Here is a 25,496-nt window from a genome sequence, read left to right as displayed (position 1 = left end):
CTAGAGAAGCAGGGTAGAATCATGCTAGGACCGCTTTCCGTTGCCTGCCAATGGAATTGAGCCGAATGCAGGCCGATGCCTCCGCCGTCGAAAAGGTAGCCGGGGCACAGAAGTCCCTTCGCTGTCGAGGAAGATAGAGTCCGGCCATGAACCGGGTAGCGGGATCCTTCTACGGCTTGGCCTTCGGCGACGCGCTCGCCCGTCCCACCGAGTTCCTCACCGTCGCCGAGATCGACGAGCGGTTCGGCCCGCTCGGCCCGGACGAACTGGACGGAGACCCGGCGCTGGTCACCGACGACACCCAGATGGCACTGGCCGTCGCGTGGGCACTGCACGGTGTCGACGAGTACACCCCCGCGGTGCTGGAGCCCCGCCTGCGGGAGCGGTTCGTGGCGTGGTCGGTGAGCCCGGACAACGACCGCGCCCCGGGGATGACCTGCCTGCGCGCGTGCGCGAACCTGGCGGACGGCGTGCCGTGGGTGCGGGCCACCATCACCGGGTCCAAGGGCTGCGGCGCCAACATGCGCGTCACCCCGGTCGGCCTCCTGCCGGGAGTGGACCTCGACCTGCTGGCGGGCATCGCCCAACTCCAAGCCGCGATGACGCACGGCCACCCCACCGCACTGGCGGCGTCCGAGCTCACCGCCTACGCGACCTGGCTGCTGGTGGAAGGCGCCGACCTCACCACGATCCCGGCCGCCCTGCGCGCGAGGTGCGCCGATCAACGCACGGTCTACCGACACGATTGGCTCGACACCCTCTGGCAAGGCCCCGCCGCGACAACCCCCGAGGCCTACATCTCCCGCGGCTGGGACGAGTGCGCCGACGCCCTCGACCGAGTGATCACCGCCCTAACCCACCCAGACCACGGCGGCGACGCCTGCCTGGACACCGGCGCCGGTTGGCGGGCCGAGGAAGCCCTGGCCACCAGCCTCTACTGCGCCATCCGCCACGCCGACGCCCCAGTACAAGCCCTCACCCGAGCCGCCCACACCAGCGGCGACTCCGACTCGATCGCCGCCCTCACCGGCGCCTTCGTCGGCGCCACCCACGGCCTCCCCGCCTGGCCAACCGACTGGATCACCCGCATCGAGTACACCGACCAAATCGCCGCCCTCACCACCCCACCCGCAACGACTCAACACCTGGCCGAATAACCGTGGACTAAGCCCCCACTCCCTCCCTCCCTCGCCCGCCTAGCCACCCACCCAGCCCGCCGCGGGCGCGAACAACACCGGCAGCCGCGCACCTCCCCTAACTCTCAGCCACCGGACTTACCGCACCATGGCCGACCGCAGTGCCAAGAACCGGCCTCATCCCACTGCCCCCCAGGAAGCAGCAGCGCCAACTCAGCCTCCGCCGGGACCAGCCCCAACCCACCTAGCCGACCACTGAACACCCGACCCCAGCGGCACCAGCCCAGCCCCCGTCAGACCCGCCCCAACCCACCTTCCCGCACCTCGACACCCACACCCAGCGGCGCCATCTCAGCTTCCGTCAGGTCCGCCCCAACCCACCTGATCACCCCCTAGCCACTCGGACGCTGCGATACCCAGCCCCGCCCTCCGTCAGGTCTGTCTCGGTCCCCTCACCCCAGCCCCTGGACACGCGGAAGCCAAAGTGCCAACCCGGCTGCCATCAGACCCGCCCCAACCCACTTGGCCAGCCCCCGGACACTCGGACCCAACGGTGCCAACTGGCCTGCCGTCAGGTCCGCCCCAATCCACCCGATCAGCACCTGGACACTCGGAACAGCCGGTGCCAACCCAGCCCGCCCTCGGCTGCCCTGCCAACCCAGCGCCTGGACAGTCGGATCCGTCGGTGCCAACTGGCCTGCCGTCAGGTCCGCCTCAGCCCACTTTCCCAGCGCGTGGACAGTCGGAGTCGCTGGTGCCAGATGCTCGATGGGGTGGACCTGTTTTGTGTGGGGGAGCGGCACCCGTAGCGTTTCCGCGCGGCAGGGCCAGTCTTTTCGGCCCCTGCTTTGCGGTCCTGCCACGGGTGTCGTAGGGGCCCCACGCAAAACAGGTCCACCGCATCGAGCTTTTCGCATTGTCGCGGATCGGGCCCGAGGTTGCCGCTAGGCAACGAGGCGTCCGATCCCGGGTCGCGATGCCGCAGGCGAGCCGACCCGAAGGTCTGACCCCTTTCCCCCGCACTCCCAGCAACGGCCTACGCCAAGATCAACCTGATCGAAAGCCCCCAAATACACAGCTTACCGAGTAGCACCGACACAACGGCAGCGGCAACCAGCACCCTGTGGACAACCAGAACCGTTGTGGACAACCCACTCCCACAAGATCAACTGAATCAAACGCCCCCGATATACAGCCTACGAGAGCGCACCGACAAACCGGAATCAGCAAGCGAAGCCTGTGGACAACAGACCCCGTTGTGGACAACCCAGCACCCACCACACCCCCGCACCCACGCCAAGCACCCTCCCCCCACGCGCGATCCAGCAACCCAACACCCCACGCCAGCGCACCAGCAAGGCCCTGCTGAGGCAGTCGCGACCAACCCCTCCCCCATCAGCCACCCCCACCCCACACGTCGGGAAAGCGCCGATGGGAAACGGAGCGCACACGGGCGTCGATCATTCCCCGGCAGGTGCGGACAACCGGAACGGGGCGCGGATGAAGATCAGTTGGGTCAAGTGGGTCAAGGTGTTCGACGCCGAGGACGACAAGGTGGAGATCGCTCGGTTGCGGGAGTTGCTCAACACCGAGGACGAGGTGTGGGACGCGATCCAGGGCGCGCTCGTGCCCGACACCAAGTTGACGACCAGTGAGTTGAGCCTGGTCGAATTGCGCGAGGTGCACTCGCTGCTCAAGGACCGGGTCAAGTCGCCGTTCCTGGAGGCGACCGAGGTCAGCGCGCTGGCCGAGGAGCTCAAGCTCAGGTCGGATCCGCTGTGGATCGAGGAGCAGGCGCGCAAGGCCCGCGAGCGCAAGGAGGCCCAGCGCGCGACCGAGGCGCGGGTGTTGCGGGAGGGGTTGTCCGAGCTCGGCGGCGACGGCGGCAAGTGGAGCGATCGGGCGGACGAGATCGCGGCGTGGTGGAAGGCGGTCAAGGTCGCCGAGGCGAAGGAGACCTGGGCCGGGGCGTTCGGGGACAACCGGATCTCGGCCAGGCAGGTCAACACCGCGGGCCGCGGCGGCACCTTCTCGGTGGTGAACCTGAGCGAGCGCAAGAACGCGGACAAGCGGCGGGAGATCGTCCTCGACCGCACCGTCGACGGGGTGTTGGAGCGGCTCAAGCCAGGCAACTTCCGCGACCCGCTCACCAGCGCGAACTCCAAGGTGCGGCTGGGCCTGCACGACCTGAGCGCCTCGCTGCTGGACTCCGGCGACGACAAGCCGACCCTGGACAAGCAGTTGAAGTTCTACAAGGACGCGGTCCTGGTGCTGATGCCGGTGCCGACCGAGCGCGACTCGAAGATCTTCCACGCGATCAGCTCGCTGGCCGAGCCGGACGCCGACGCGCTGCGGGCCATCCGCAACCGGTTCACCCGGATCCGGCTCGCCCAGGGCAGCGACATGCACACCATCTTCGTCGACGACACCACCGGTCCGCCCGCCCCGGCCCAGTTCCGCTACGGCGTCACCGGCCGGGTGCACCTGCGCAACGGTGACGTGGTCGGCGCGGACGAGAGCTACATCGCCGCCCGCCGGACAAACGCCCTGGAGCACAGCAAGATCCTCGGCGACGGTGCGACCCAGCCGGTCAACGAGATCGTCATGGTCTACCGCGAGCACGCCTCGGAGACGTTCCCGCTGTTCGTGAAGTGGGACGAGGAGAACAAGCGCTTCAACGTCCTCAAGCGCACCAATATCAAGGAGACCACCGGCGCCTACATCGACAACAAGGGCGCCTGGCACGACGCGCCCAAGTAGTGTGCTCGCCGCGGTGCCCCTGACCTCCTGGCCAGGGGCACCGGATCGAGCCGCGGACCACCCGTCCGCGCTATTCTCCTGAGATGCGACCACTGCGCTATTCCATCAACGTCACGCTCGACGGGTGCTGCGATCACCGCACGATCACCCCGGACGAGGAGATGCACCGACACGCGGCCGACATCATCGGCCGGGCCGACGCCCTCCTCTTTGGTCGGGTGACCTACGGGATGATGGAGTCGGCTTGGCGAACCCCGGCGCCGCCGGGGTCGAAGCCCGAGTGGACGGTTCACTTCGCCCGGAAGATCGATGCGGCCAAGAAGTACGTCGTTTCGACCACATTGGACAAGGTCGACTGGAACGCGGAGCTGGTGCGCGGGGACCTGCGGGAGACTGTCGAGCGGCTCAAGCAGGAGCCGGGCGAGGGCTTGTACGTCGGCGGCGTGATGCTCCCGAAAGCCCTGGCGGAGCTGGGTTTGATCGACGAGTACACGTTCGTGGTGCACCCCAAGATAGTGGGCCACGGGCCGTCGTTGTTCGCGGGCCTGTCGGAGCACGTCGACTTGAAGCTGGTGGACCGACTCGAGTTCCGCTCGGGAGCGGTGGCGATGACGTACGAGCCCCGCAGGTAGAAGGGTTCAGGCCGTGCGGCCGCGCATGGCGGCGGCATAGATGACAGCCGGGACGACAAGCCCGACTGGCAGTGAGAGGTCGATGCCGCCGATAGCGTTAGCCAGGAATCCTATGTAGAGGCCGGGAACGGCGAGGAAGGCGAAGGCGGCCGCGGCACCGACAACCAGCGCTCCAGCACCCGCCCAGTTGACCCCGGCCGTGTACCAGAAGGGGCCGTCCTCGGCTTGGGCGCTGAGGGCGTGGCCATCGTAGCGGTTGCGGCGGAGCAGGACGTCGGTCACGTAGATGGCCATCAGGGGCGCGACGATGGCGACCATCACCTGCATCATGTTGCTGACCGCGTCGAGGAAGTTGGACACCAGCAGGGCGTAGAGGGTGAGCAGCACGCCGATCGTGCCGTCGAGCAGGACGCTGCGGGTGCGGCGGATGCGCAGGCCGATCGCTTGCAGGGCAAGGCCAGCGCTGTAGACGGTCATGGCGTTGTTCGCGATCGAGCCGAGGATCACGGCGAGCAGGAACACAGGCGTGAACCACCCCGGCACGATCCGCCCCAGCGCAGTCTGCGGGTCAGTCATGTCCAAAGTGGTCGCCGCGAGCGCGCCGAGCCCGGTGAACAACACGCTGGGAACGTAAGCACCGAAGGCGGTCCAGCCCGCGACCGCGAGCGGTTTGGTGGAACGCGGCAGGTATCGCGCGAAGTCAGCACTGTTGTTGTACGACAGGGCGGCGGACGCGACGAGGGTCAAGCCGCCCGCGATGGTGGCCCACAGCGCGGTGCCGTGCAGTTCGCTGGGCGGTTGGTAGGACCAGTCGGCGTGGCCGAACACGTAGGCAGCCATGACCACGAACACCACGGCGAGCACGAGGGTCAGCTTCGGGTACAGCTTCACGATGGTCGCGTGCCCGTACACGCTGATCACCAGGGTCACCGCGGCGATGCCGACGATGATCAGCACCTTCCCGGCGGTGCTCGGCTCGAAGCCCAGCCGCGAGCAGAGGCTGAACGCGGTCACCGATGCCGCCGACCAGCTCAACGCGAGGTAGCACACGGAGATGAACCAGCCGTTCACGCCGATGACGACGCGGTTGCCGCGTGGCCCGTAGACCGCGCGGGTGATCACCTCGCTCGGCGCCCCGGCTGCCGGGCCGCTGACGGCGACCACGCCGACGAGGATCCAGCACAGGTTGCCGATCGCGATCACGGCGAGCGCCTGCCACAGGCCCAGGCCCATCACGACGAGCGCGCCGCCGACGACCAGGTTGAGGTAGCTGACGTTGGGCGCGGCCCACACGCCCGCGAGGTCGCGGGCGCGGCCGCGCCGCTCGTCGTCACCGATCACGTCGATGCCGTGCGACTCGACCCGGGTGGCCTTGTCGGATCTGACGGGTTGTTCGGCGGCGGGGGTCGAAGTCATGGTGAACCTCCGGGACTGCCGCACCGGGTGCGGCTGGGGTTGGGGGAAGCGCGGGCTCACGCCCGGTGGGCGACCCGCCCGGCGACGACGGTCATGGCGACCGGCAGGTCTGGCAGGTCCTCGGCGCGGCAAGCGAGGGGATCGCCTGCGAACACGGTGAGGTCGGCGCGCATCCCCTCGCGGACGCACCCGGCGACCCGTTCCTCACCGACGCCGTAGGCGGCCCAGGTGGTGTAGCCCGCGAGGCCCTGCCACGGGGTGAGTGCCTGGTCGGGCCCGACCGGCGCCCGGCCGTGCTCAGCGGCGGGTCTGCGCAACCGGGCGCCCGCCATCACCACGCGCGGGTCGTAGTGCGCGACCGGCCAGTCGGACCCGAGCGCGACGCGTCCACCGGCGCGCACGACATCGGCGTAGCGCCAGCCGTGCGCGCACCGCGGCGATCCCAGGCGCTGGGACCAGTTGTCGCTGTGGTCGGGCAATGTCCAGTCCATGTGCGTGGGTTGCATGGACGCCACCACATCCAGCTCGGCGAAGCGGGGGATGTCGTTGTCGGAGAGCAGTTCCGCGTGCTCAACGCGGTGCCGCCCGGTACCGGGGCGACCAACGGCGGCATAGGTGTCCAGGGCGGCGGTCACCGCGCGGTCACCGATAGCGTGGGTGAGGCAGGGCATGCCAAGTTCCACGAACCGCCGGACCGCGGACTCGTACTCGCGTACATCCATCCACATCGGACGCGTGCCGTCGCCCGCGCAGTCCGGGTGCTCCAACCAGGCCGAGCCGCCGTCGATCGTCCCGTCCAGGAAGAACTTCACCGCTCCCGTGCGCCACAGGCCCGGTGCGCGGCGGTCCCGCACGGCGTCCACCGCCTCCTCGACCCGGCTCGGGAACACCCACGGCGCCCGCATGATCCGCAGCGGCAGCCGACCGGCCCCCTCCAGCGCGTCGAGCACCGCCTCGGTCCCCGCCCAGCTGTCGGGCACGTGCACACCGGTGATGCCGCACGCGGCTTGGGCGGCGAACAGATCGGCGGCCAGGCGGGCGATGTCGTCGGTCGACGGGGGTGGAACAGCGGAGTACCCGTGCAGCACAGCGGACATCTCGTGCAGCCACCCGGTGGGCACGCCGTCGTCGACCATGATCTCGGACCGGTCGCCGAACCCGATGGGCCCGGTGATGCCCGCGAGCCGCAACCCGTGCGTGCTCATCAACGCGTTGTGCGAGTCGGCGAGCCACAGGAACGCGGGGCGCCCGTCAACCGCGGCGTCCAGGAACGCCCGGTCCTGACCGGCCAACGCGCCGTACTCGACCCCGGTCGCGACCACCCAGGAATCAGCGGGCAGAGCGCTGGAAGCCCTGCGGAGCAACGCTTCCAACTCCTGCGCGGTGTTGAGCCCGGCCGCGCCGATCGCGTAGGTGTCCGCCACACCGTGGAACGGGTGCTGGTGCGAGTCGACCAACCCCGGGGTGACGACCGAGCCGGGCGCGTCGACCACCTCGGTCCGGCCACCGATGTGCGGCCGCATGTCGTGCGCGTCGCCAACGGCGACGACCAGCCCGTCGCGCACGGCCACCGAGTGCGCGCTGGGCCGCGCCGGGTCCATGGTGTGGACGGTGGCGCCGTGGATCACCAGGTCTGCCGCGGTCATCGGTCGGCTCCGTCCCGTCGGAAGGCGGTGTCCACTGTGTCCCGCCGCCCGTGGACCGGCAACCAGAGCGGACCGGTGTGGACACTCGGGTGGCAGGGCGGCGGGTGAGCGGATCGGGTGCTCATGGGGATCACGGCGGCATCCTCGACTGGGTGAGACGTGGGTCACGTGGATCGGGACAGTAGGGGCGGCTGTCGACCCCCGTCGATGGACGCGGGGTTGAACTTCACCCGACCCCATGGACACTGTGTCCATGCCGCTGACCGTGGACGCGCTGATCGCCCTGCCCGAACTCCGGCTGAGCCTGGTCGCGGGCGCGGGTGGGCGCGACCGGACCGTCGAGGCCACGCACGTGTCGGAGCTGGCCAGGCCGGGCGAGTGGCTGCGCGGCGGCGAGCTGCTGATGACGGCAGGCGTGATGCTGCCGACCCACCCCGACTCGTGCCGCGACTACGTCCGCGACGTGGTGGACGGCGGCGTCGCGGCGCTGGCGTTCGGGGTCGGCCACGGCCAGCCGCACCAGCGCCCACCGGACGGTTTGGTCGCCGCGGCCGAGGAAGCCGGGCTCCCGCTGCTCGTCGTGCCGGACGAGGTGCCGTTCATCGCGGTCACCAAGGCGGTGTTCGCCGCGCTGGCCGCCGAAGACCGCCGCGCGCTGGAGCACACCATCGACGTACAACGCAGGCTGACCGTCGCCGCGGCCTCCGGTGGTGGCCTCAACGAGGTCCTGCGGGTGTGGCTGGACGCCACCGGGCGCTCCGCCGTCGTCACCGACCTGCTCGGTCGCGAGTTGGCAGCGGTCGGCGCGCAGGCACCGTCCCTGGTGGACGCGGCACGCACGGTGCCCGCGGCAATCAGCGCCCAAGGCCTGCTGGGCAGCGCCTCGATCACGGTCGACGGGCAGGCGGTGGCCGTACGCCCCATCGGCGCCCGGCGGCTGCGCGGGCACCTGGTGCTCACCCACTCCCCCAGTCCGCGGCCCGGCACCCTGGACGCCGCCCTGGTCTCCCTGCTGACCCTGGAGTTGGAGCGCAGGCACCTGGCCGACGAACCGCGCAGGCGGGCCGGGGCGGAGGCGGTGGCCAGGCTCGTGACCGGGATGCCCGACGAGCAGGCCGGGCCCATGCTGGCGGGCTTCGGCCTGACCTCCCCGAGAGCCCGCGGCCTCGCCGTGCTGGCCCGCCCCGGGGACGCGGCCGACCTCGCCGCGGACCTCGCCCTCGTGCTACCCGGCGGCCTCGTCCGGTACGTGGGCGACACCGTGGAGGCCCTCCTCGTCGACGAGGTGGACATCACCGCCCTGCTCGACCGCTTCGCCCCCGGCCGCCCCGCAGGCGTCGGCGCGGCCCTCCGCCCAGCCGCGACGGCCGTGTCCCTGCGGCAAGCCCGGGCACTGCTGGCCACCAGCGAACGCCTGGGCCGCCCGGCCGAGGCAGGCGAACACAGCACCAGCCGGATGCTGCTCACCCTCGGCCCACCCGAGGTCCTGGCCGCGTTCGCCGACACCGTGCTGGCCCCCATCGACGAGGTCGACCCCCGAGGCCACCTCCTCGCAACATTGCGAGCCTGGCTCGACACCAACGGCGCCTGGGACGCCACCGCGCACAACCTGGGCGTACACCGCCACACGGTCCGCAACCGCATCGACCGGATCGAAACCCTCACCGGGCGCTCCCTGACCACAGCAACCACCCGCTACGAACTCTGGCTAGCCCTACAAGCCCGCGACGCCCTGGACTACGCCCACCCCTGACCCCGCTCAACCACACGACAACGTTCCCGAGCGACCCGGCGGTACCCCACACCGCCTCCCAGCCCAGCCACACCGCAACCCTCCACGGCAGCCCGGCGGTACCTCAGCAGCACCTCGATCGCCAGCCCCCGCCGCACTCCCCCAGCCTCGATACGCCCCCTGAACGCAGCTCGACGCTCTCCCAAGCCCTCCCCGCGCGCGCCCGCGACCGAGTGGCGCCCGGCCCCCACCCTCTCCGGGGGGCGACCCCGGTGCCAGTCTACCGGGCCCCACCGACAAAGGATCTTGAAAGCGGGTGCCGGAGATCCACATGTGGATAACTTCTGTCCCTGGGACGGGTGAATCCAGGTCACCCTCCCGACATGGTGCCCCAGGTCGGAGCGCCTCGAGGACGGGACCGGGCGGCTGGCGGAACGAAGTCGTTCAGCGGAGTCGCAGGTGGCCTTCGCCCAGCTTGGACGCCTGGGCGACCAGCGCGAGAGTCGTTCACCCCAGAAGCAGGCAGGCCCGGTGGGACCCCGCAAGCTCCCCCTGCGCGCGGGTCCGGGGCGCAGCCCCCACCCTCTCCGGGGGGCGGCCCCAGGGCCAGTCTACTAGGCCCCACCGACAGTGGATCTTGAAACAGGGGCAGCAAAGATCCACATGTGGATAACTTTTGTCGCTGGAACGGGTGAATATCGCGACGGCGTGGTGGCGTTGACCAGGGGAAGGGGCGCTGGGACAGACTACGAGGCCATAGGTGATCAAGTTGGCCCAGGATCCGCAGAATCCCAGATCAAGACACCACCGCCCGGGCAGGGCCAACAGCGTCGATTCGCCGGGAGCCGCAGAAACGGGTGCCTGACTGCACCCGTGCGCCCGCCGGGACCAGCACGGCCCGCGCCCGCCTCAAGCGCGGGATCCACCCGTCCAAGAAGCAGATCGAGAGTCGCCGCCCTGTCCACCTCTATCGGTGGAATTGGACATGGCGTCCATCGACCGGGTGTCCGGGGCGACCGTACGGTGCCTGTCACGGTCCTCGGCAGCGCGCCGCGGCCGGTGAGGAAGGCGAGTGCGCGATGGATTCTCCCGAGGTGGATGTGGTCGTCGTGGGAGCCGGGTTCGCGGGGTTGACGGCGGCGCGGGATCTCGGCGCGGCTGGGCGCTCGGTGCGGGTGCTGGAGGCGCGCGACCGCATCGGCGGCCGGACCTGGTACCGCACGGACCTGTTCGACGGGGTCGGCCTCGAGATGGGCGGGACCTGGATCGTGCCGGAGCAGACCTTCGTGTCGGCCGAGGTGCGGCGGTACGGCATCTCGGTGTCCGACAGCGAGCTGCCCGCCCGGATGACCTGGTCGGACCGGGGCGTGGTCCTGGACTCGCTGCTGCCCGTACCGCCCGAGCAGCTGGGCGAGTTGGAGCACGCGGTGCGCGCCCTGGTCGCGGCCGGTGCCCGGTTGGACGTGGACCGGCCACTGTCCGAACAGGACCTCGCCGACCTGGATGTCCCGATCCGGCAGTGGGCCGACGACGCCGGGCTGAGCGGGAACGCGCGGGAGTTGCTGATCTCCTGGTTCTGCGGGTGCGGCAACGCCTCGGCGGACACCGGGTCGGCGCTGGACATCCTGCGCTGGTTGGCGGCCATGGAGAACTCCGTGTGGGGCATGGTCCAGGCCAGCGTGCTCGGGCAGACCTTCGACGCGGGCACCTCGGCCCTGGCCGGGGCGTTGGCGGCCGACAGCGGTGCCGACATCCGGTTGAACACCCCAGTGCGGTTCGTGCGCCAAGACGGCGACCGGGTGGTGGTCGGCCACGACGACGGGGTGGTGACGGCGCGGCGAGTGCTGATCACCGTCCCCATTGGACTCTTGCGGCACATCGACTTCCAACCCGCGCTGTCGCCGGGCAAACTTGCCATCTCGACGGAGAACCACGCCGGACAGGGGCAGAAGGTCTGGGCCTTGGCGCGCAACGTTGCGCAGGACCTGAGCGGGTACGGCTGGGGCACGGCGTTCGACTACGTCGGTGCGATGCGCACGGTGCCCGATGGCGTGGTGCTGGTGTGCTTCGCACCCGAGCACGACCGGGTGGACGCCGAGGACTTGGCGGACGTGCAGCGGGCGGTCCGCGAGTTCGCGCCCGAGGCCGAGGTGATCGCTGCCGCCACGCACCAGTGGGTCGACGACGAGTGGTCGCGGGGCACGTGGACGACGTTCCGGGCGGGCCAGATCACCCGCTACGAGAAGGACCTCGCCGTCGCGGAGGGCCTCGTGCACTTCGCGGGGGCGCACACCGCGCACCGGTGGCCGGGGTTCATCGACGGCGCCATCGACAGCGGCAAGCGCGCCGCGGCCGAACTCCTGGCGGAGTTGTCATGAGCTCGCCGGTGGGCCCGGTCGACGCGACGCTGGTGCCCCGCTACGCCGGTGAGGCGACGTTCGCCCGGCTCCCCCGACTGTCCGACGTGCCCGACGCCGACGCGGTGGTGTGGGGCGTGCCCTTCGACGCCGGGGTCAGCTACCGGCCGGGGGCCAGGTTCGGGCCGGGCCACGTGCGGCAGAGTTCGCGGCTGTTGCGGCCGTACAACCCGGCGCTGGACGTGGAGCCGTTCGCCGTCCGCCAGGTCGCCGACGCCGGGGACGTAGGGGTGAACCCGTTCGACCTCGACGCGGCGGTGGCCACCGTCGAGTCCTCGGCAACCGCGCTCGGCGGCACCCGGCGCAGGCTGGTGACCATCGGCGGCGATCACACCATTGCGCTTCCGCTGCTGCGCGTGCAGCACGAGCGGCACGGACCGGTCGCGGTCCTGCACTTCGACGCGCACCTGGACACCTGGGACAGCTACTTCGGCGCCGCCTACACCCACGGGACGCCGTTCCGCCGGGCAGGCGAGGAGGGGCTGCTCGACACCGACCACAGCGTGCACGTCGGCATCCGGGGGCCGCTGTACTCGCGGCTGGACCTCGACGAGAGCGAACAGCTCGGGTTCACCGCCGTGCACGCGCGCGACTTCGCCCGCACGCCGCTCGACGACATCATCAACCGGGTCCGGACCCGGTTGGGCGATCGGCCGGTGTACGTGTCGGTCGACATCGACGTGCTCGACCCGGGTTTCGCGCCGGGCACCGGCACACCGGAGGCGGGCGGGCTGTCCAGCCGTGAACTGCTCGAGGTGCTGCGCGGCCTGGCCGGGCTCAACGTCGTGGGGGCCGACGTCGTCGAGGTCGCCCCGGCGTACGACCACGCGGAGATCACCGGGATCGCCGCCGCCCACGTGATCTACGAGCTGCTGAGTGTGCTTCCCCGGGAGGAACGGTGACCGTGCGCAACCTCATCAACGGCGAGTCGCGCGACTCGGTGGCGGGCGCGACGACGGAGTTGGTCGATCCCTGCACCGGCGAGGTGTTCGACACCGCACCACTGTCCACAACGGACGATGTGGACACCGCGTACCGGGCGGCGGCAGACGCGTTCGAGATCTGGCGCGACACCACCCCGGCGCAGCGCCAGGAAGCATTGTTGCGGTGCGCGGCCGCGCTGGAGCTCCGGGCGGACGAGTTCGTCGCAACGGAGTGCCGCAACACAGGCAAGCCGATCTCAATGACCCGAACCGAGGAGGTCTTGGCCGCGGTCGATGCGCTGCGGTTTTTCGCGGGCGCCGCTCGGCTGCTGCCGGGGGTGGCCGCCGCCGAGTACACCCCCGGGCACACGTCCTACGTGCGGCGCGAGCCGGTCGGGGTGATCGGCCAGGTCGCGCCGTGGAACTACCCGCTGCTGATGGCCGTGTGGAAGATCGCGCCCGCGCTCGCCGCTGGCAACACGGTGGTGCTCAAGCCCGCGGACAGCACACCGGCGACCGCGACGTTGCTCGGCGAGCTTGTCGCGGAGCACATGCCACCTGGCGTCCTCAACGTTGTCTGCGGTGATCGGGACACCGGTCGCGCTGTCGTCGCGCATCCGGCGGCTGCCATGGTGTCCATCACCGGGTCGACCCGGGCTGGGATCGAGGTGGCGCGCACCGCTGCCGACCGGGTCGCCCGGACGCACTTGGAGCTCGGCGGGAACGCACCGGTGCTCGTGTTCGCCGACGCCGATCTCGCGGCCGCCGCCGAGGGGATCATCGCGGCGGGCTTCTTCAACGCGGGACAGGACTGCACCGCGGCTTCCCGAGTCCTCGTGGCGGAGTCCGTTCGGGAAGAGTTCACGGCACTCTTAGTCGAACGGGCGTCACGAGTCCACACTGGACCAATTTCAGATGAATCAGCGGACTACGGGCCGTTGAACAACGTCGAGCAGTTCGCACGAGTGCGCTCGGTGCTGGACAGTTTGCCCGACCACGCCCAGATCCGCACCGGGGGTGCGGTTGTCGGCGATCGCGGCTACTTCCTCGCACCGACGGTCATCACCGGGGTCCAGCAAGACGATCCGGTTGTGCAGCAAGAGAACTTCGCGCCGATCCTGACCGTGCAGGGGTTCTCCGACGAGGCCGAGGCGCTGCGGCTGGCCTGCGGTGTCAGCCAGGGACTCGCGGCGAGCGTGTGGACCAGCGACCACGGACGAGCGCTGCGCACCTCCGCCCGACTGGACTTCGGCTGCGTCTGGATCAACACCCACATGACCCTGGTGGCCGAGATGCCGCACGGCGGGTTCAAGGAATCCGGCTACGGCAAGGACCTGTCGCACTACGGCTTCGAGGACTACACCCGCGTCAAGCACGTCATGCACAAGCACTGACCGGAAGGACCACGAGCATGACCGTGCCGTACTGGGTGGCGGGGAAGCCCTCGACCAGCCCGATCCGACTCGATGTGCGCCACCCCGCCGATGACAGCCTCGTCGCCACGACCAGCCTCGCCTCGGCCGAGGACATCGAGACCGCCATCGCCGCCGCGGCGGCCGCGCGGGCTGAGACCGCAACATTGCCCGCTCACGTCCGCGCCACCGCATTGATGCACGTGAGCACCCGACTCGCCGAGCGCGGGGAGGAGTTGGCCCGCCTGATCACGGCCGAGAACGGCAAGCCGATCCGGTGGGCCAGGGTCGAGGTCTCCCGCGCGGTCTCGACGTTCCGTTGGGCCGCCGAGGAAGCACGCCGCTGGTCGGGTGAACTGCAGCGGCTGGACACCGATCCCGGGAGCTCAGGCCGCGTTGCGATGGTCCGCCGAGTGGCCCGCGGGCCGGTGCTGGGGATCACGCCGTTCAACTTCCCGCTCAACCTTGTCGCGCACAAGGTCGCCCCCGCGATCGCGGTGGGCGCGCCGTTCGTGCTCAAGCCAGCGCCCGCGACGCCGTTGTCGGCACTCGCTCTCGGTGAGATCCTCGCCGAGACCGATCTTCCCGCCGGTTCGTGGTCGATCCTGCCGACCACCAATGAGGTCGCCGGGCAGCTGGTCACCGATCCTCGGTTACCGGTGGTCAGCTTCACCGGGTCCGTCGAGATCGGTTGGTCCATTCGAGACGCGGTGCCGCGTAAGCAGGTCGTCCTCGAACTCGGCGGAAACGCCGCCGCCGTGATCTGCCCGGACTACACCGCGGATGCCGATCTGGCCTATGCAGCCGCGCGGATCGCGACCTTCGCGATGTATTCAGCGGGCCAGTCATGCATTGCGGTGCAACGGGTCTTCGTGCCGCGCACGCACTACGCCGCGTTCGTCGATCTCCTGGTTGCCGCCGTCGAGCGGCTGACCGTGGGAGCGCCAGGTGACGACGCCACCGAGGTCGGGCCGTTGATCGACACGGCCGCGGCGCGACGGGTGCACCAGTGGGTCGAGGAGGCGCTCGACGCGGGGGCGACGGTGCGGACCGGCAACGACCGCGTCGGCACCGCGTTCGCGCCGACCGTGCTCACCGATGTCCCGCGCACCGCCAAGGTGCACCGCGAAGAGGTGTTCGGGCCGGTGGTCACCGTGGATCCGGTGGACTCGGTCGACGAGGCGTTCGCGGCGGTCAACGACTCCCGGTTCGGCCTGCAGACCGGCGTGTTCACCCACGACCTCGGCACCGCGTTCCGCGCGCACGCCCGGCTCGAGGTCGGCGCGGTGATCGTCGGCGACGTGCCCTCGTTCCGGGCCGACCAGATGCCCTACGGCGGCGTCAAGGACTCCGGCACCGGCCGCGAAGGCGTCCGCTCCGCCATGCACGACCTCACCGACGACCGGGTGCTCGTGCTCACCGGCGTCGAGCTGTGACCCCGCGAAAGGTCTCGACCATGGACACCCACCCGCTCGTGGCCCGCCGCTCGGCGGCGGTGGCCTCCGGGGTCAGCAGCCTGCTGCCCGGGCACTTCGCGACCAGCGCGGAACCGGGGGTGCTGCTCGACCAGGACGGCACCCGGCTGATCGACCTCGGCTCCGGCATCGGCGTCACCACGGTCGGCAACGCGGCCCCCGCCGTGGTCGCCGCCGTCGCACGCCAGGCGACGGAGTTCACCCACGCCTGCTTCATGGTCAACCCCTACGAGGGCTACGTCGAGGTGTGCGAGCGGCTCAACGAGCTGACCCCCGGCTCGCACGAGAAGCGCTCCGCCCTGTTCACCTCCGGCGCCGAGGCGGTGGAGAACGCCATCAAGGTCGCCCGCCACGCCACCGGCCGCTCCGCCGTCGCGGTCTTCGACCACGCCTACCACGGCCGCACGAACCTGACCCTCGCGCTGACCGCCAAGAACCGCCCGTACAAGCACCGGTTCGGGCCCTTCGCCGGTGAGATCTACCGGGCGCCCATGTCCTACCCCCTGCGCGACCCGGCGGACATGACCGGTCAGGAGGCCGCCCAGCGCGCCATCAGCCACCTCGACGCGCAGGTGGGCGCCGACAACCTGGCCGCGCTGCTGATCGAACCCATCCAGGGCGAGGGCGGCTACATCGTGCCCGCCCCCGGTTTCCTGCCTGCGATCGCGGACTGGTGCCGCGCCAACGGCATCGTCTTCATCGCCGACGAGGTCCAAACCGGCTTCTGCCGCACCGGCACCTGGTTCGCCAGCGAGCACGAGGACGTCGTCCCGGACCTGATCACCACCGCCAAGGGCATCGCGGGCGGCCTCCCCCTGGCCGCCGTCACCGGCCGCGCCGAGCTGATGAACGCCGTGCACCCCGGCGGCCTGGGCGGTACCTACGGCGGCAACCCCCTGGCGTGCGCGGCGGCCCTGGCCACCATGGACCTGATGCTCACCAACGACCTGGCCGCCGCCGCCATCCGGATCTTCACTCGCGTCACCGCCCGCCTAGCCCCACGCACCGGCCCCCACCTGGCCGAGGTCCGCGGCCGCGGCGCCATGATCGGCCTGGAGTTCGCCGCCCCCGACAGCACCCCCTCCCCCACCACCGCCCACGCGGTCGCCACCCGCTGCCACGAAGCGGGCGTGATCGTCCTGACCTGCGGAACCCACAACAACGTGATCCGCCTGATCCCGCCGCTGGTCATCCCCACGGACCTGCTCGACCACGGGGTCTCCGTGCTGTGCGACGCCATTGATTCACTCGGACAGGTGTGACCGCCGGACAACGGTGGTACGTGAACGGTGATCGCGTCAACATCCGCACAACGGTCCGCACAACGGGAGTGAGTAGCGATGCCAAGGGTCCAACAGCACCGCCGTCGGTTGCCCGGTAGCTGGTTCCGCACGACTTCGGTGCAGAGCCACTACCGCAGGTCACCCGCCCTGATCCCCACCATCGTGGCGGTGGCGCTCGCGTTGATCCTGCTCGCGGTGCTGGTGTTCTGACGCGCGAATCTCCCGGAGGGGCCGTCGGTCTCGACGGCCCCTCCGGTGTTTCTGGGGCGTAGTGGGGGTTGTTCGCCTTGGTTTGCTGTATGCGTCTGCTCGGTGGTGGTTGTCCACAATGGGGGTGGCTGTACACAGGCGCCCGTCGGAGCCGTCGTCCTGTCGGTGGTGATCGGTAGGCTGTGTATTGGGGGCTTTCGGTCAGGTTGATCTTGGCGTATGCCGTTGCTGGGGGTGCGGGGGAAGGGGTTCGGTGGCTTCGGGGTCGGCCTCGTCGCCTGGCGGCGAGCTCGGCGACCCTGGATCGGACGCCTCGTTGCCTGGCGGCAACATCGGCGCCCGATCCGCGACAATGCGAAGAGCTCGATGCGGTGGACCTGTTTTGCGCGGGGCCCCTACGACACCCGTGGCAGAACCGCAAAGCAGGGGCCGAAAAGCATGGCCCTGCCGCGCGGAAACGCTACGGGTGCCGCTCCCCCACACAAAGCAGGTCCACCCCATCGAGCAGTTGGCACCAGCGACTCCGACTGTCCAGGCGCTGGGCTGGCAGGACAGCCGAGAACGGGCTGGGATGACACCGCCAAGTCCGAGTGTCCAGGCGCTGGGCAGGTGGGCTGGGGCGGACCTGACGGCAGCTGGGGGTAGCGCCGGAGGCTCCGAGTGTCCGGACCGCTGCGGCAGAGTCTGAGTGGGTTGTCCACAACGATCCCGGTTGTCCACAGTCTTCCGTCGCTGCTGCCGTTCTGTCGGTGCCCGTCGGTAGGCTGTATATCGGGGGCTCTTGTGGCAGATGATCTTGCGGGGGCTGGTTGTGGTGGTTGCTTGTCCACAAAGTCCCCTGCTGTCCACAGCGCGCGATCAGTGCTGCCGTTGTGTCGGACTTCCTCGGTAGGCTGTGCATTTGGGGGCTTGCGCAGGGAACATCGAGCGCCCGCCCCGGTGCCTGTCCGGGGCGGGCGCTGGGATGTGGGGATCAGGCGCCGGTGTAGACGAGGTTGTTGGGGCTGCGGGGGTCGGTGATCTTGTTCTTGGTGGCGTTGGCGACGAGGGCGTCGCGGACCTGGGCGGGGGTGGCGGTGCGGCCGGTCAGGTAGAGGGCGGCGGCGCCCGCGACGTGCGGGGTGGCCTGGGAGGTGCCGCTCACGGTCTGGGTGGCGGAGTCGGAGGTGCGCCAGGCCGACTTGATGTCGACGCCGGGGCCGAAGATGTCGACGCCGTTGCCGTAGTTGGAGAAGGAGGCGCGGCGGTCGGTGTTGTCGGACGCGGCGACGGTGATCGCCTCGGGGACGCGGGCCGGGGAGAAGCCGGAGGCGTCGGCGTTGGAGTTGCCCGCAGCGACCACGAAGGTGACACCCGCGCGGATCGCCTTCTGCACAGCGGTGTCCACAGTGGAGTTGGTGCCGCCGCCGAGGCTCAGGTTCGCGACGGCCTTCTTGCCCGCCGCGTCCTTGGCGACCCAGTCGATGCCCGCGACGACACCGGAGATGCTGCCGCTGCCGTTGTCGCCGAGCACGCGCACCGCGACGATGCTGACCTGCTTGGCGACACCGTAGGTGCGGCCGCCGACGATGCCCGCCACGTGGGTGCCGTGGCCGTGGCCGTCCTGGGCGACGTTGTCGTTGTCGATCGCGTCGAACCCGTTGCGCGCACGGCCGCCGAACTCGGAGTGGCTGATCCGCACACCGGTGTCCACGACGTACGCGGTGACGCCGCTACCGCCGTTGTCCGGGTAGGTGTAGGACTTGCTCAGCGGCAGGTTCCGCTGGTCGATCCGGTCCAGACCCCACGGCGGGCTCGCCTGGGTGCCCTCGGCGGTGACCACCTCGTCCTGGGCGACGTACGCCACCGCCGGGTCGGCCGCGATTCGGCGCGCGGCCCGCTCGGACAGCGTCGCGGAGTACCCGGACAACACCGAGGAATAGGTGTGGGTGACGGTTCCGCCGTAGTTCTTGGCGTGCTCACCAGCGGCCGCGTGCACGACCCCGTCCTTGAACACCACGACGTACGACCCGCTCACCGCGGTGCCGGACGCGGCCCTGACCTGGCCTTCCGCCGCCTGCGCAGGCGTGGCGAGCGCGGTGGCGACCGCAGCCGCGGCGATAGCGGCTGTGGCGAGTTTCGCGCGGAAATGAGTAGACATTGGTGCGCCTTCCCTCACGGCCCTCCGAGTGGGGCTTCGAGGAAAAGCCTGACAGGAATGCGGACGGAATTTGCCCCAACAGCATTCCCACTTCCCATTGTGTAACACGGGAATGGGGTCCACCCTGCGGCTATGACGCCACCATTGCCGGGAAGTCACCGAATCGGCGCCGGATTCCGTTCCACGCGCTGAGATCACCCGTTCGGAGTCGAGACTGGACACCCACCGCACTGTCCGTCATCCACACCGGGGTCGCGCCGGTCGACTCGCCGGACGCGAATGACTTAGGTCCTCAGTGGACGTTCCATCATTCGGTCTGCCGCGCTCATTCCCAGCGCCAGGACATCCCGTAGACGCCGGGCGTGCACTTGGGGACGAAGGTGTGCACGGTGTGGGAGGCGTCGGGGATCAAGCGCTGGCGCTGCTTGGCGGCGGCGGGGACGGTGGGGCGGAAGTAGCCGACGCAGCGGGCGGGCGGCGCGGTGGGGTCGAACCGGACCCGCAGCAGGAAGGCGTGCACGGGGGTGCGGAAGCGGTGCTCGTGCGTGCGGGAGGGGATCGCGCTCTCGCCGAGGACGGTGTCGTACTCGACGATGGCGGTCTCGTTCCTGGCCAGCGAGCGGCCGAAGTGGATCTCCGCGGCGAGGAAGCCCGCCTCGTGGTCGATCCGGACCTCACCGAGCGTGCCCGAGCGCACCCGGATCTCCGAGGGCATGACGTCGCCCTCGTCGACGCCGTGCACGTACAGGAACCGGTCCTGGTTGTCGCGCACCGCGCGCAGCACCTGGGTGGTGGTGATCCGGCGCAGCGAGCGGGTCGCGTCGACGGTGCACGTCTCGGACAGGGTGAGCGGCAGGACGCCCTCGTTGAAGCGCTCGAACGAGCCGCCCAGGATGCGCCGCATGGGCGAGTCCTCGCCGTAGAGGTGACGGCCGGTGACCCCGTTGGTGGCCAGCGGGCGACCCCGCGGCTTGGGCGCGTCAAGCAGGTCGAACAGGGCGTTCGGCCGCAGGTTGAGGATGGCCTCGAGCTCGCGCAGCGCCCGCAGCGACTTGGGCCGCTCCGGTCGGCTGCGGCCCTGCTGCCAGTAGCTGAGGGTGGCCAGGCTGATCTCGACGCCGCGCGCGGCCAGCCTGCTGCGGATCCGGTCGAGGGTCAGGTCGCGCTTGCTGATCGCGGCCCGCAGCGCCGCGCCGAAGGTCTCCTCGTGCTGACCGGCTCGGCTGCGGTCCTCGGGTGGCGGGAACCGGGTCAAGGCGCTCCTCGCTCGCGGGTCGTCGTTGGCGAGGAGGCAGTATCACTCAACGAACACCGCCGCTGCCACCCCCGTGAGGTGACAGCGACGGTGCGTGACCGATCGCCGATCAGCCGACGTTGAGGGTGAGGCCGTAGTAGGACAGGGCGTCGCTCAGCGGCTGGAAGTACGAGGACTTGCCGCTCTGGTTGCCGCCGTTGAAGGTGCACTGCTGGCCGGTCGGGCCGCCGGAGGTCATGCCCTGGGCCTGGTTGCCGGAGATGTAGGCACCGCCGCTGTCGCCGCCCATGGTGCAGACCGAGGAGCTGGCGAGGCCGCGGACCACGGTGTCCGGACCGCCGTTGGGGTCGGTGTAGGTGACGGTCACGTTGTAGGCCTTGATCGTGCCGCAGGTCCAGCCGGTGGTGGCGCCGGACTTGCAGATCGAGGCGCCCACGGACGCACGGGTACCGCCGCGCACCGCAATAGTGCCCTGCGCGCCCCACGTGCCGACCTGCGTTGCGATGGAGTTGCCCGAGTTAATCTTGGCAATGCCCATGTCAACACTGTTGCTGCCGAGCGCGTACCTGGTGTTGGTGCCCTTCGCGAACGCCGCACCGTTGAAGTACAGCGACGGCAGACCCGCAACGCAGTGACCCGCACTGACCAGGTACTGCACGCCGGAGGAATTGCGCGCACCGAAACCGACGGAGCAATAGCCGCTGCCACCGTTGATGTTCATCTTGCTACCCGGGTACACCACCGCCTGCGCCTGCAGCGTCGTCGCGGTGTTCTCCACCCGCACCGCGGACCCGAACCGGGCCGCCTCGGCCAGGAACGCCTTGGCCTGCGGGCTCCGCGCGTCGCTCACCTCGACCTTGACCACGTCGTTGGCCACGTCCACGCTCCACGCCGCCACCCCGGCGGGCACCTGCCGAGCGGCGATCTGGTCGAGCTGCGCCTGGACCTTGTTCAGCGCGGCCTCGCCACGAGCTGGCACGCGCACCCCGAGGCCAGCCGCACGGGCCTTCGCCGCGACCCCGGCATCCGCCGCGTTGACCGTCAGGTTCCCCGCACCGTCAACGAACGCGCCGTCGATCCGCGCCCCACCACGGGCCAACCCCTCAAGCCGCTGCTGCTGGTCGGCCTCCTTGTCCAGCCGGGCAACCGCCCCCTTCTCGTCGGTACCCAGGGTCTTCGCCAACACAGCCACCATCTCCGGCTGGTACTTGGGCTGCGCGGGCTGCTGAGCAGCCGTCGCCGACCCGCTCATGGCAATCACCAACGGCACCAACGCCGAAGCCGCCGCAGCGGCGATGAGTGACTTCTTAACGCTGAATGGCATGATCCATAGCCTTTCCTGACCAGGGTCGGCGCACGCAGGATTAGGAGAATGGACAAACCACACTCTCCGAGCACCAATCCCTGACGACCGGCGGGACTTCCGGCCGCTGACCGACGACTCTCCTACCTGGCGCGCCTCCCGGACAAGAGACAACCCTCGGGCCGCTTTTCACAGACTTGAGCCAAGTCGTTGAACAAAACCCGGCCAGGGCCAGCGGAACTGGCCCGATGCCAGCGATTCCTCGCCTCGAATGCAGAAGACGCGTCATTCGCGTCGCGGTTGCCCCGCGCTCGCGAGTTTCCGGCAGACTGTGAATGTTAGTCGGATCCGAGCTTTGATCTCGCCATCTGAACCTCGGCCTTGCCCCCAACCACCCCCAAAAAACCTCGGACGCAGCGGTGCCAGCCCGCCCTCCGTCAGGTCCGCCCCAACCCACAAACCCAGCCCTTGGACACTCAGACCCTGCGGTGCCAACTCGACTGCCGCCCACCTCAGCCCACCTGGCCGACCACTGGGCACTCGGACCCGACGGTGCCAGCCCCGCCCGCCCTCGTCATCCCTGCCAACCCAGCACCTGGACAGTCGGACTCGCTGGTGCCAAATGCTCGATGGGGCGAACTTGTTTTGCGTGGGGGGACAACACCCGTAGCGTTTCCACGCGGCAGGGCCCGCTTTTGGGCCCCTGCTTTGCGGTTCTGCCACGGGTGTTGTAGGGGCCCCGCGCAAAACAAGTTCGCCCCATCGAGCTTTCCGCATTGTCGCGTATCGGACGCCGATGTTGCCGCTAGGCGACGAGGCGTCCGATCCGGGTCGCCGAGCTCGCCGCCAGGCGACGAGGCCGACCACCGGAGCCGAAGGCGGAGGCGAGCCGACCCCGCACAAACATCGCCCCAAGCAACGACCCATCACCCAACCCGAACCCTCCCCTCCCACCGAGCCAGCACCACGCACACCACCAACGCCCCACCAAGCAACCCCGCACACACCACCGAAGCCGCCACAAACGCCCCCTCCGCCGTCCCAGATCGCAAATACACCCCCGACACCGCACTAAGACACACAGCCGCCGCCACCTGTTGCGCCATCTGCAAAATCCCACCCGCCACCCCGGCAGCCTCCGCAGGCGCATGCTGCAACACCCGTGCCTGATTAGGCGACAACGCCAACCCATTGGCCGCACCCCAAGCGAGCTGAACCACCGCCAACGCCACCGGCAGCACAGCAACAGGCAACGTTGCGACCAGAATCGCCCCCACGAGCAACGTCACGATCCCCACAGCCGTGCCGAGACTCACCGCATGCGCACCGATCCGCCGCACCACCCGCCACGCGATCGCCGACGCGGCCACCATCGCCACGGCCGACGGCAGCGTCACCGCAGCAGCCGTCAACGCAGACATCCCCAGCCCGCTTTGCAGGAACAGCACTAGCACCAGCCCTGCAGCCATCGCCGATCCGAATTGGGCCATCGCGACCGCGGTGCCCAGGATGTACGGCGCGGAGCGGGTCAGCGCCGGGTGGATGAGCGGCGCTTTGCCCTGGCGCACCCGCCGCCGGTGCAGGACGACCAGCGCACCGGTTGACCCGACCGCAGTCGCCACCCACGCAGCGATGTGCGTGCCGGTGATGAACGGCATCATCAGCGACACGGTCAGCGCGCCGACGCACAGCAGGCCCCAGCCGTCCAAGCGTCCCGGCGTGGTGCGGGTGCTCCGGGGCAGCCGACGCGCCGCGAACCACAGCGTCACCAGGCCGAACGGCACGCTCAGCAGCAGGCACCACCGCCATCCGGTGGTCGGTCCCGCCAGCCAGACCAGCGCCCCGCCCAGCGCGGGTCCCAGCGCACCCGAGACGCCGGCGACGACGGCGTACATGCCCAGGGCCCTGGTGCGTTCGACGCCGTGGAAGACGTCCTGGATCGTGCCGATGACCTGCGAGTTCACCAGTCCGGCTCCCGCACCCTGCACCAGTCGGGCCGCGATCACGGTGCCCGCGCCCGCCCCGGTGGCCGCGACCACAGCGCACACCAGGAACACAGCCAACCCGAGCAGGAACAGGCCGCGGCGGCCGCGCGCGTCACCGAGGCTGCCGCCGGGGACCAGCGCGAGGCCGAACGTCAGCGAATACCCGGAGATGATCCACTGCACGTCGGTGTCGCCCGCCGAGAGCGAGTCACGCATCGAGGGCAGTGCGATCGTCAGCACGGACTGGTCCACCAGGGTCGTCACCCCCGCCGCCAGGCACACGGCCAAGACCCGCCAAGACACCCGATCATCCGCTGTGCGCACAACGACCATGCTCACAGAGCCGCGGCCCGCCCGGCTCGCGGTTCGGATGGTGGACGCCGTTGGGCATACTCCGCGCCGTGACCGAGGGGTGGGTTTCAGCGCGCGGGTGTCCGGATGTCCCGGTGACGGACCGCTGCGTGGCGGCGCTGCCATCGGGGTGGCTGGTGCTGGGCGAAGCCGGACTGGTGGAGATCGCCGACGACGGCGCGCGGCACGTCCGCGGCCAGGTGGCGTTGGCCGGGGAACGCGCCCAACGGGAGCGGTTGGCACTGCACACCTCGGCGGACGGGCGGTTCGCCGCCGTGGTGGCCGACTACGGGCAGGCCGGGGCGGTGGTGGACCTGACGACCGGCACGACCACGTTCGAACTGGACCGGGGCGACTATTGCGCCGCCGTGACACCGTTCCCGATCGCGTTCGTGGGTTCAGGCGTCGAGACCGTCCTCGTGGCGGCCAGCCAGTGGAACCGGTTGGACCTCTACGACCCGGCGACCGGTGGGCTGCTGACGGCGCGGGAGTTCGACGAGGACGACGAACTCGACTACTTCCACGGGGCCTTGACTGCGAGCCCTTCGGGGCGGTGGCTGCTCGACGACGGGTGGGTGTGGCAACCCGCGGCCGCGCAGGTGGTGATCGACGTCGCGGCGTGGCGCGCGGGCGAGGTGTACGCCGCGGAGGCCGACCTGAGCGTGGGGTACCCGCGGCACTGGGACCGACCGGTGGCGTGGCTCGACGACGGACTGGTCGCGGTGCAGGGCAACGAGAACCTCACGGTCGTCGAGGTCCCCAGCGGGCGGACGAAGTGGACGGTCGACGGGGTCGAGGGTCCTATGTGGTCACACCGCGGGGTGCTGCACGTCGCCGCGCCCGACGGTCTGGAGATCTTCTCGACCGCCACCCGGGCCCGGGTGGCGGCGCTGGCGGGATTCCGACCCGTGGCGCAGAACCGGGCGACGGGGGCGCTCGCCGAAGTCGCCGATGGCGTGCTCCGGTCCTGGCAGCCCTGACGACCGATTTACGCGAACCCGCGCCCGAGCGCGTGCAGAAAGAATTCCGCCTGGGGTGCGGGAATGTCCAGTATTTGTCGCGGATTCTTCGAGTCGCGAACCTGGACGCGATTGGTTGCGTGCGCGACTTCGACACAGTTTCCGCCGAGGGAACGCGTGCTGCGCCGCCAGGATGACATCTCTCGCATGGTTGTTCCCCTTCAGTGGCCCCTTTTCCCGGCACCCATTATTGGGGACCGGGAAAGCATCCGAATCCGCCGAGCGGGTGCGCCGGGGCCCGGGGATCCACACCGGGTGGGGCGGTCGCCTTCGATCACTGAACGTAGCTGCCCGTGCGCCTGCGGGTGCAATCGAGAGTGAACCGAGCAGCGGGGCAGCCGCCTGTCAACCCCGTTGGGCTCGTGCTAACGTGCGAACACACGGCCCAAGTGGCCGATGCG

The 25,496-nt window shown here is 70.1% G+C and carries 18 protein-coding genes; 11 read left to right on the top strand and 7 right to left on the bottom strand.

What is annotated here, in order from left to right:
• The first annotated feature begins 146 nt into the window (after positions 1 to 146).
• From LV75_RS12255 to LV75_RS12245, 3 genes are all read left to right on the top strand, one after another.
• Positions 147 to 1,157, top strand: a complete 1,011-nt coding sequence (locus tag LV75_RS12255) for an ADP-ribosylglycohydrolase family protein (protein WP_253886976.1) — start codon at positions 147 to 149, stop codon at positions 1,155 to 1,157.
• 1,479 nt (positions 1,158 to 2,636) lie between these two features.
• Positions 2,637 to 3,896 (top strand): hypothetical protein, encoded by a 1,260-nt coding sequence (locus LV75_RS12250; RefSeq protein WP_253886975.1) that lies wholly within the window; start codon positions 2,637 to 2,639, stop codon positions 3,894 to 3,896.
• An 83-nt stretch (positions 3,897 to 3,979) separates the two neighbouring features.
• Positions 3,980 to 4,528, top strand: coding sequence for a dihydrofolate reductase family protein (locus LV75_RS12245; protein ID WP_253886974.1), 549 nt, complete (start codon positions 3,980 to 3,982; stop codon positions 4,526 to 4,528).
• A 6-nt stretch (positions 4,529 to 4,534) separates the two neighbouring features.
• On the opposite strand, the gene LV75_RS12240 is transcribed toward LV75_RS12245, so the two are convergent.
• Together LV75_RS12240 and LV75_RS12235 are read right to left on the bottom strand one after the other, a co-directional pair.
• The gene (locus tag LV75_RS12240) at positions 4,535 to 5,944 is read right to left on the bottom strand and encodes a purine-cytosine permease family protein (RefSeq protein ID WP_253886973.1); all 1,410 of its coding nucleotides are present in this window, start codon (positions 5,942 to 5,944) and stop codon (positions 4,535 to 4,537) included.
• 56 nt (positions 5,945 to 6,000) lie between these two features.
• Positions 6,001 to 7,590 (bottom strand): amidohydrolase, encoded by a 1,590-nt coding sequence (locus tag LV75_RS12235; protein WP_253886972.1) that lies wholly within the window; start codon positions 7,588 to 7,590, stop codon positions 6,001 to 6,003.
• 253 nt (positions 7,591 to 7,843) lie between these two features.
• Here LV75_RS12235 and LV75_RS12230 point away from each other — a divergent pair, with 253 nt between their 5' ends.
• The 7 genes from LV75_RS12230 to LV75_RS12200 all read left to right on the top strand — a co-directional run bounded on the left by LV75_RS12230 (position 7,844) and on the right by LV75_RS12200 (position 17,042).
• Complete coding sequence (locus LV75_RS12230; protein WP_253886971.1) at positions 7,844 to 9,343, top strand: PucR family transcriptional regulator; 1,500 nt, start codon at positions 7,844 to 7,846, stop codon at positions 9,341 to 9,343.
• A 1,058-nt stretch (positions 9,344 to 10,401) separates the two neighbouring features.
• On the top strand, positions 10,402 to 11,700 hold the full coding sequence (locus LV75_RS12225; protein ID WP_253886970.1) for a flavin monoamine oxidase family protein: 1,299 nt from the start codon (positions 10,402 to 10,404) through the stop codon (positions 11,698 to 11,700).
• A complete protein-coding gene (gene speB / locus LV75_RS12220; RefSeq protein WP_253886969.1) occupies positions 11,697 to 12,641 on the top strand; it encodes an agmatinase in 945 nt (314 codons plus the stop codon). Before LV75_RS12225 ends, speB begins: the two co-directional genes overlap by 4 nt.
• Complete coding sequence (locus LV75_RS12215; protein WP_253886968.1) at positions 12,638 to 14,056, top strand: aminobutyraldehyde dehydrogenase; 1,419 nt, start codon at positions 12,638 to 12,640, stop codon at positions 14,054 to 14,056. The genes speB and LV75_RS12215 overlap by 4 nt, the downstream gene beginning before the upstream one ends.
• 17 nt (positions 14,057 to 14,073) lie before the next feature.
• Positions 14,074 to 15,510: an aldehyde dehydrogenase family protein gene (locus tag LV75_RS12210; protein ID WP_253886967.1), complete on the top strand. Its 1,437-nt coding sequence runs from the start codon at positions 14,074 to 14,076 to the stop codon at positions 15,508 to 15,510.
• Between the two features lie 20 nt (positions 15,511 to 15,530).
• On the top strand, positions 15,531 to 16,811 hold the full coding sequence (gene gabT, locus LV75_RS12205) for a 4-aminobutyrate--2-oxoglutarate transaminase (protein WP_253886966.1): 1,281 nt from the start codon (positions 15,531 to 15,533) through the stop codon (positions 16,809 to 16,811).
• Positions 16,812 to 16,889: 78 nt separating this feature from the next.
• The gene (locus LV75_RS12200) at positions 16,890 to 17,042 is read left to right on the top strand and encodes a hypothetical protein (RefSeq protein WP_204454044.1); all 153 of its coding nucleotides are present in this window, start codon (positions 16,890 to 16,892) and stop codon (positions 17,040 to 17,042) included.
• 973 nt (positions 17,043 to 18,015) lie between these two features.
• On the opposite strand, the gene LV75_RS12195 is transcribed toward LV75_RS12200, so the two are convergent.
• The 4 genes from LV75_RS12195 to LV75_RS12180 all read right to left on the bottom strand — a co-directional run bounded on the left by LV75_RS12195 (position 18,016) and on the right by LV75_RS12180 (position 24,049).
• Positions 18,016 to 19,182: a S8 family peptidase gene (locus LV75_RS12195; RefSeq protein ID WP_253886964.1), complete on the bottom strand. Its 1,167-nt coding sequence runs from the start codon at positions 19,180 to 19,182 to the stop codon at positions 18,016 to 18,018.
• A 325-nt stretch (positions 19,183 to 19,507) separates the two neighbouring features.
• Positions 19,508 to 20,437 (bottom strand): helix-turn-helix domain-containing protein, encoded by a 930-nt coding sequence (locus tag LV75_RS12190; protein WP_253886963.1) that lies wholly within the window; start codon positions 20,435 to 20,437, stop codon positions 19,508 to 19,510.
• Between the two features lie 109 nt (positions 20,438 to 20,546).
• Entirely contained in the window at positions 20,547 to 21,761 is a 1,215-nt protein-coding gene (locus LV75_RS12185) for a S1 family peptidase (RefSeq protein ID WP_253886961.1), read from the bottom strand.
• A 905-nt stretch (positions 21,762 to 22,666) separates the two neighbouring features.
• Positions 22,667 to 24,049 (bottom strand): MFS transporter, encoded by a 1,383-nt coding sequence (locus LV75_RS12180; RefSeq protein WP_253886960.1) that lies wholly within the window; start codon positions 24,047 to 24,049, stop codon positions 22,667 to 22,669.
• A gap of 122 nt (positions 24,050 to 24,171) precedes the next feature.
• Between LV75_RS12180 and LV75_RS12175 the strand changes: the two genes are divergently transcribed.
• Positions 24,172 to 25,056: a hypothetical protein gene (locus LV75_RS12175; RefSeq protein WP_253886959.1), complete on the top strand. Its 885-nt coding sequence runs from the start codon at positions 24,172 to 24,174 to the stop codon at positions 25,054 to 25,056.
• 8 nt (positions 25,057 to 25,064) lie between these two features.
• Here LV75_RS12175 and LV75_RS12170 read toward each other — a convergent pair whose 3' ends face one another.
• Positions 25,065 to 25,235, bottom strand: a complete 171-nt coding sequence (locus tag LV75_RS12170; protein WP_308210947.1) for a DUF397 domain-containing protein — start codon at positions 25,233 to 25,235, stop codon at positions 25,065 to 25,067.
• Between the last annotated feature and the right edge of the window lie 261 nt (positions 25,236 to 25,496).

Origin of the sequence: Actinokineospora diospyrosa (assembly GCF_024171925.1) — a bacterium.
GTDB lineage: Bacteria > Actinomycetota > Actinomycetes > Mycobacteriales > Pseudonocardiaceae > Actinokineospora > Actinokineospora diospyrosa.
This window is presented reverse-complemented; position numbering and strand designations above follow the sequence as displayed.

What these genes read in the sequence shown, in the direction of transcription:
- gabT (WP_253886966.1), top strand. Translation starts at nt 15,531, where the DNA reads ATGGACACCCACCCGCTCGTGGCCCGCCGCTCGGCGGCGGTGGCCTCC.
- LV75_RS12240 (WP_253886973.1), bottom strand. Translation starts at nt 5,944, where the DNA reads ATGACTTCGACCCCCGCCGCCGAACAACCCGTCAGATCCGACAAGGCC.
- LV75_RS12170 (WP_308210947.1), bottom strand. Translation starts at nt 25,235, where the DNA reads ATGTCATCCTGGCGGCGCAGCACGCGTTCCCTCGGCGGAAACTGTGTC.
- LV75_RS12250 (WP_253886975.1), top strand. Translation starts at nt 2,637, where the DNA reads ATGAAGATCAGTTGGGTCAAGTGGGTCAAGGTGTTCGACGCCGAGGAC.
- LV75_RS12200 (WP_204454044.1), top strand. Translation starts at nt 16,890, where the DNA reads ATGCCAAGGGTCCAACAGCACCGCCGTCGGTTGCCCGGTAGCTGGTTC.
- LV75_RS12225 (WP_253886970.1), top strand. Translation starts at nt 10,402, where the DNA reads ATGGATTCTCCCGAGGTGGATGTGGTCGTCGTGGGAGCCGGGTTCGCG.
- LV75_RS12245 (WP_253886974.1), top strand. Translation starts at nt 3,980, where the DNA reads ATGCGACCACTGCGCTATTCCATCAACGTCACGCTCGACGGGTGCTGC.
- LV75_RS12235 (WP_253886972.1), bottom strand. Translation starts at nt 7,590, where the DNA reads ATGACCGCGGCAGACCTGGTGATCCACGGCGCCACCGTCCACACCATG.
- LV75_RS12255 (WP_253886976.1), top strand. Translation starts at nt 147, where the DNA reads ATGAACCGGGTAGCGGGATCCTTCTACGGCTTGGCCTTCGGCGACGCG.
- LV75_RS12210 (WP_253886967.1), top strand. Translation starts at nt 14,074, where the DNA reads ATGACCGTGCCGTACTGGGTGGCGGGGAAGCCCTCGACCAGCCCGATC.
- speB (WP_253886969.1), top strand. Translation starts at nt 11,697, where the DNA reads ATGAGCTCGCCGGTGGGCCCGGTCGACGCGACGCTGGTGCCCCGCTAC.
- LV75_RS12195 (WP_253886964.1), bottom strand. Translation starts at nt 19,182, where the DNA reads ATGTCTACTCATTTCCGCGCGAAACTCGCCACAGCCGCTATCGCCGCG.
- LV75_RS12230 (WP_253886971.1), top strand. Translation starts at nt 7,844, where the DNA reads ATGCCGCTGACCGTGGACGCGCTGATCGCCCTGCCCGAACTCCGGCTG.
- LV75_RS12185 (WP_253886961.1), bottom strand. Translation starts at nt 21,761, where the DNA reads ATGCCATTCAGCGTTAAGAAGTCACTCATCGCCGCTGCGGCGGCTTCG.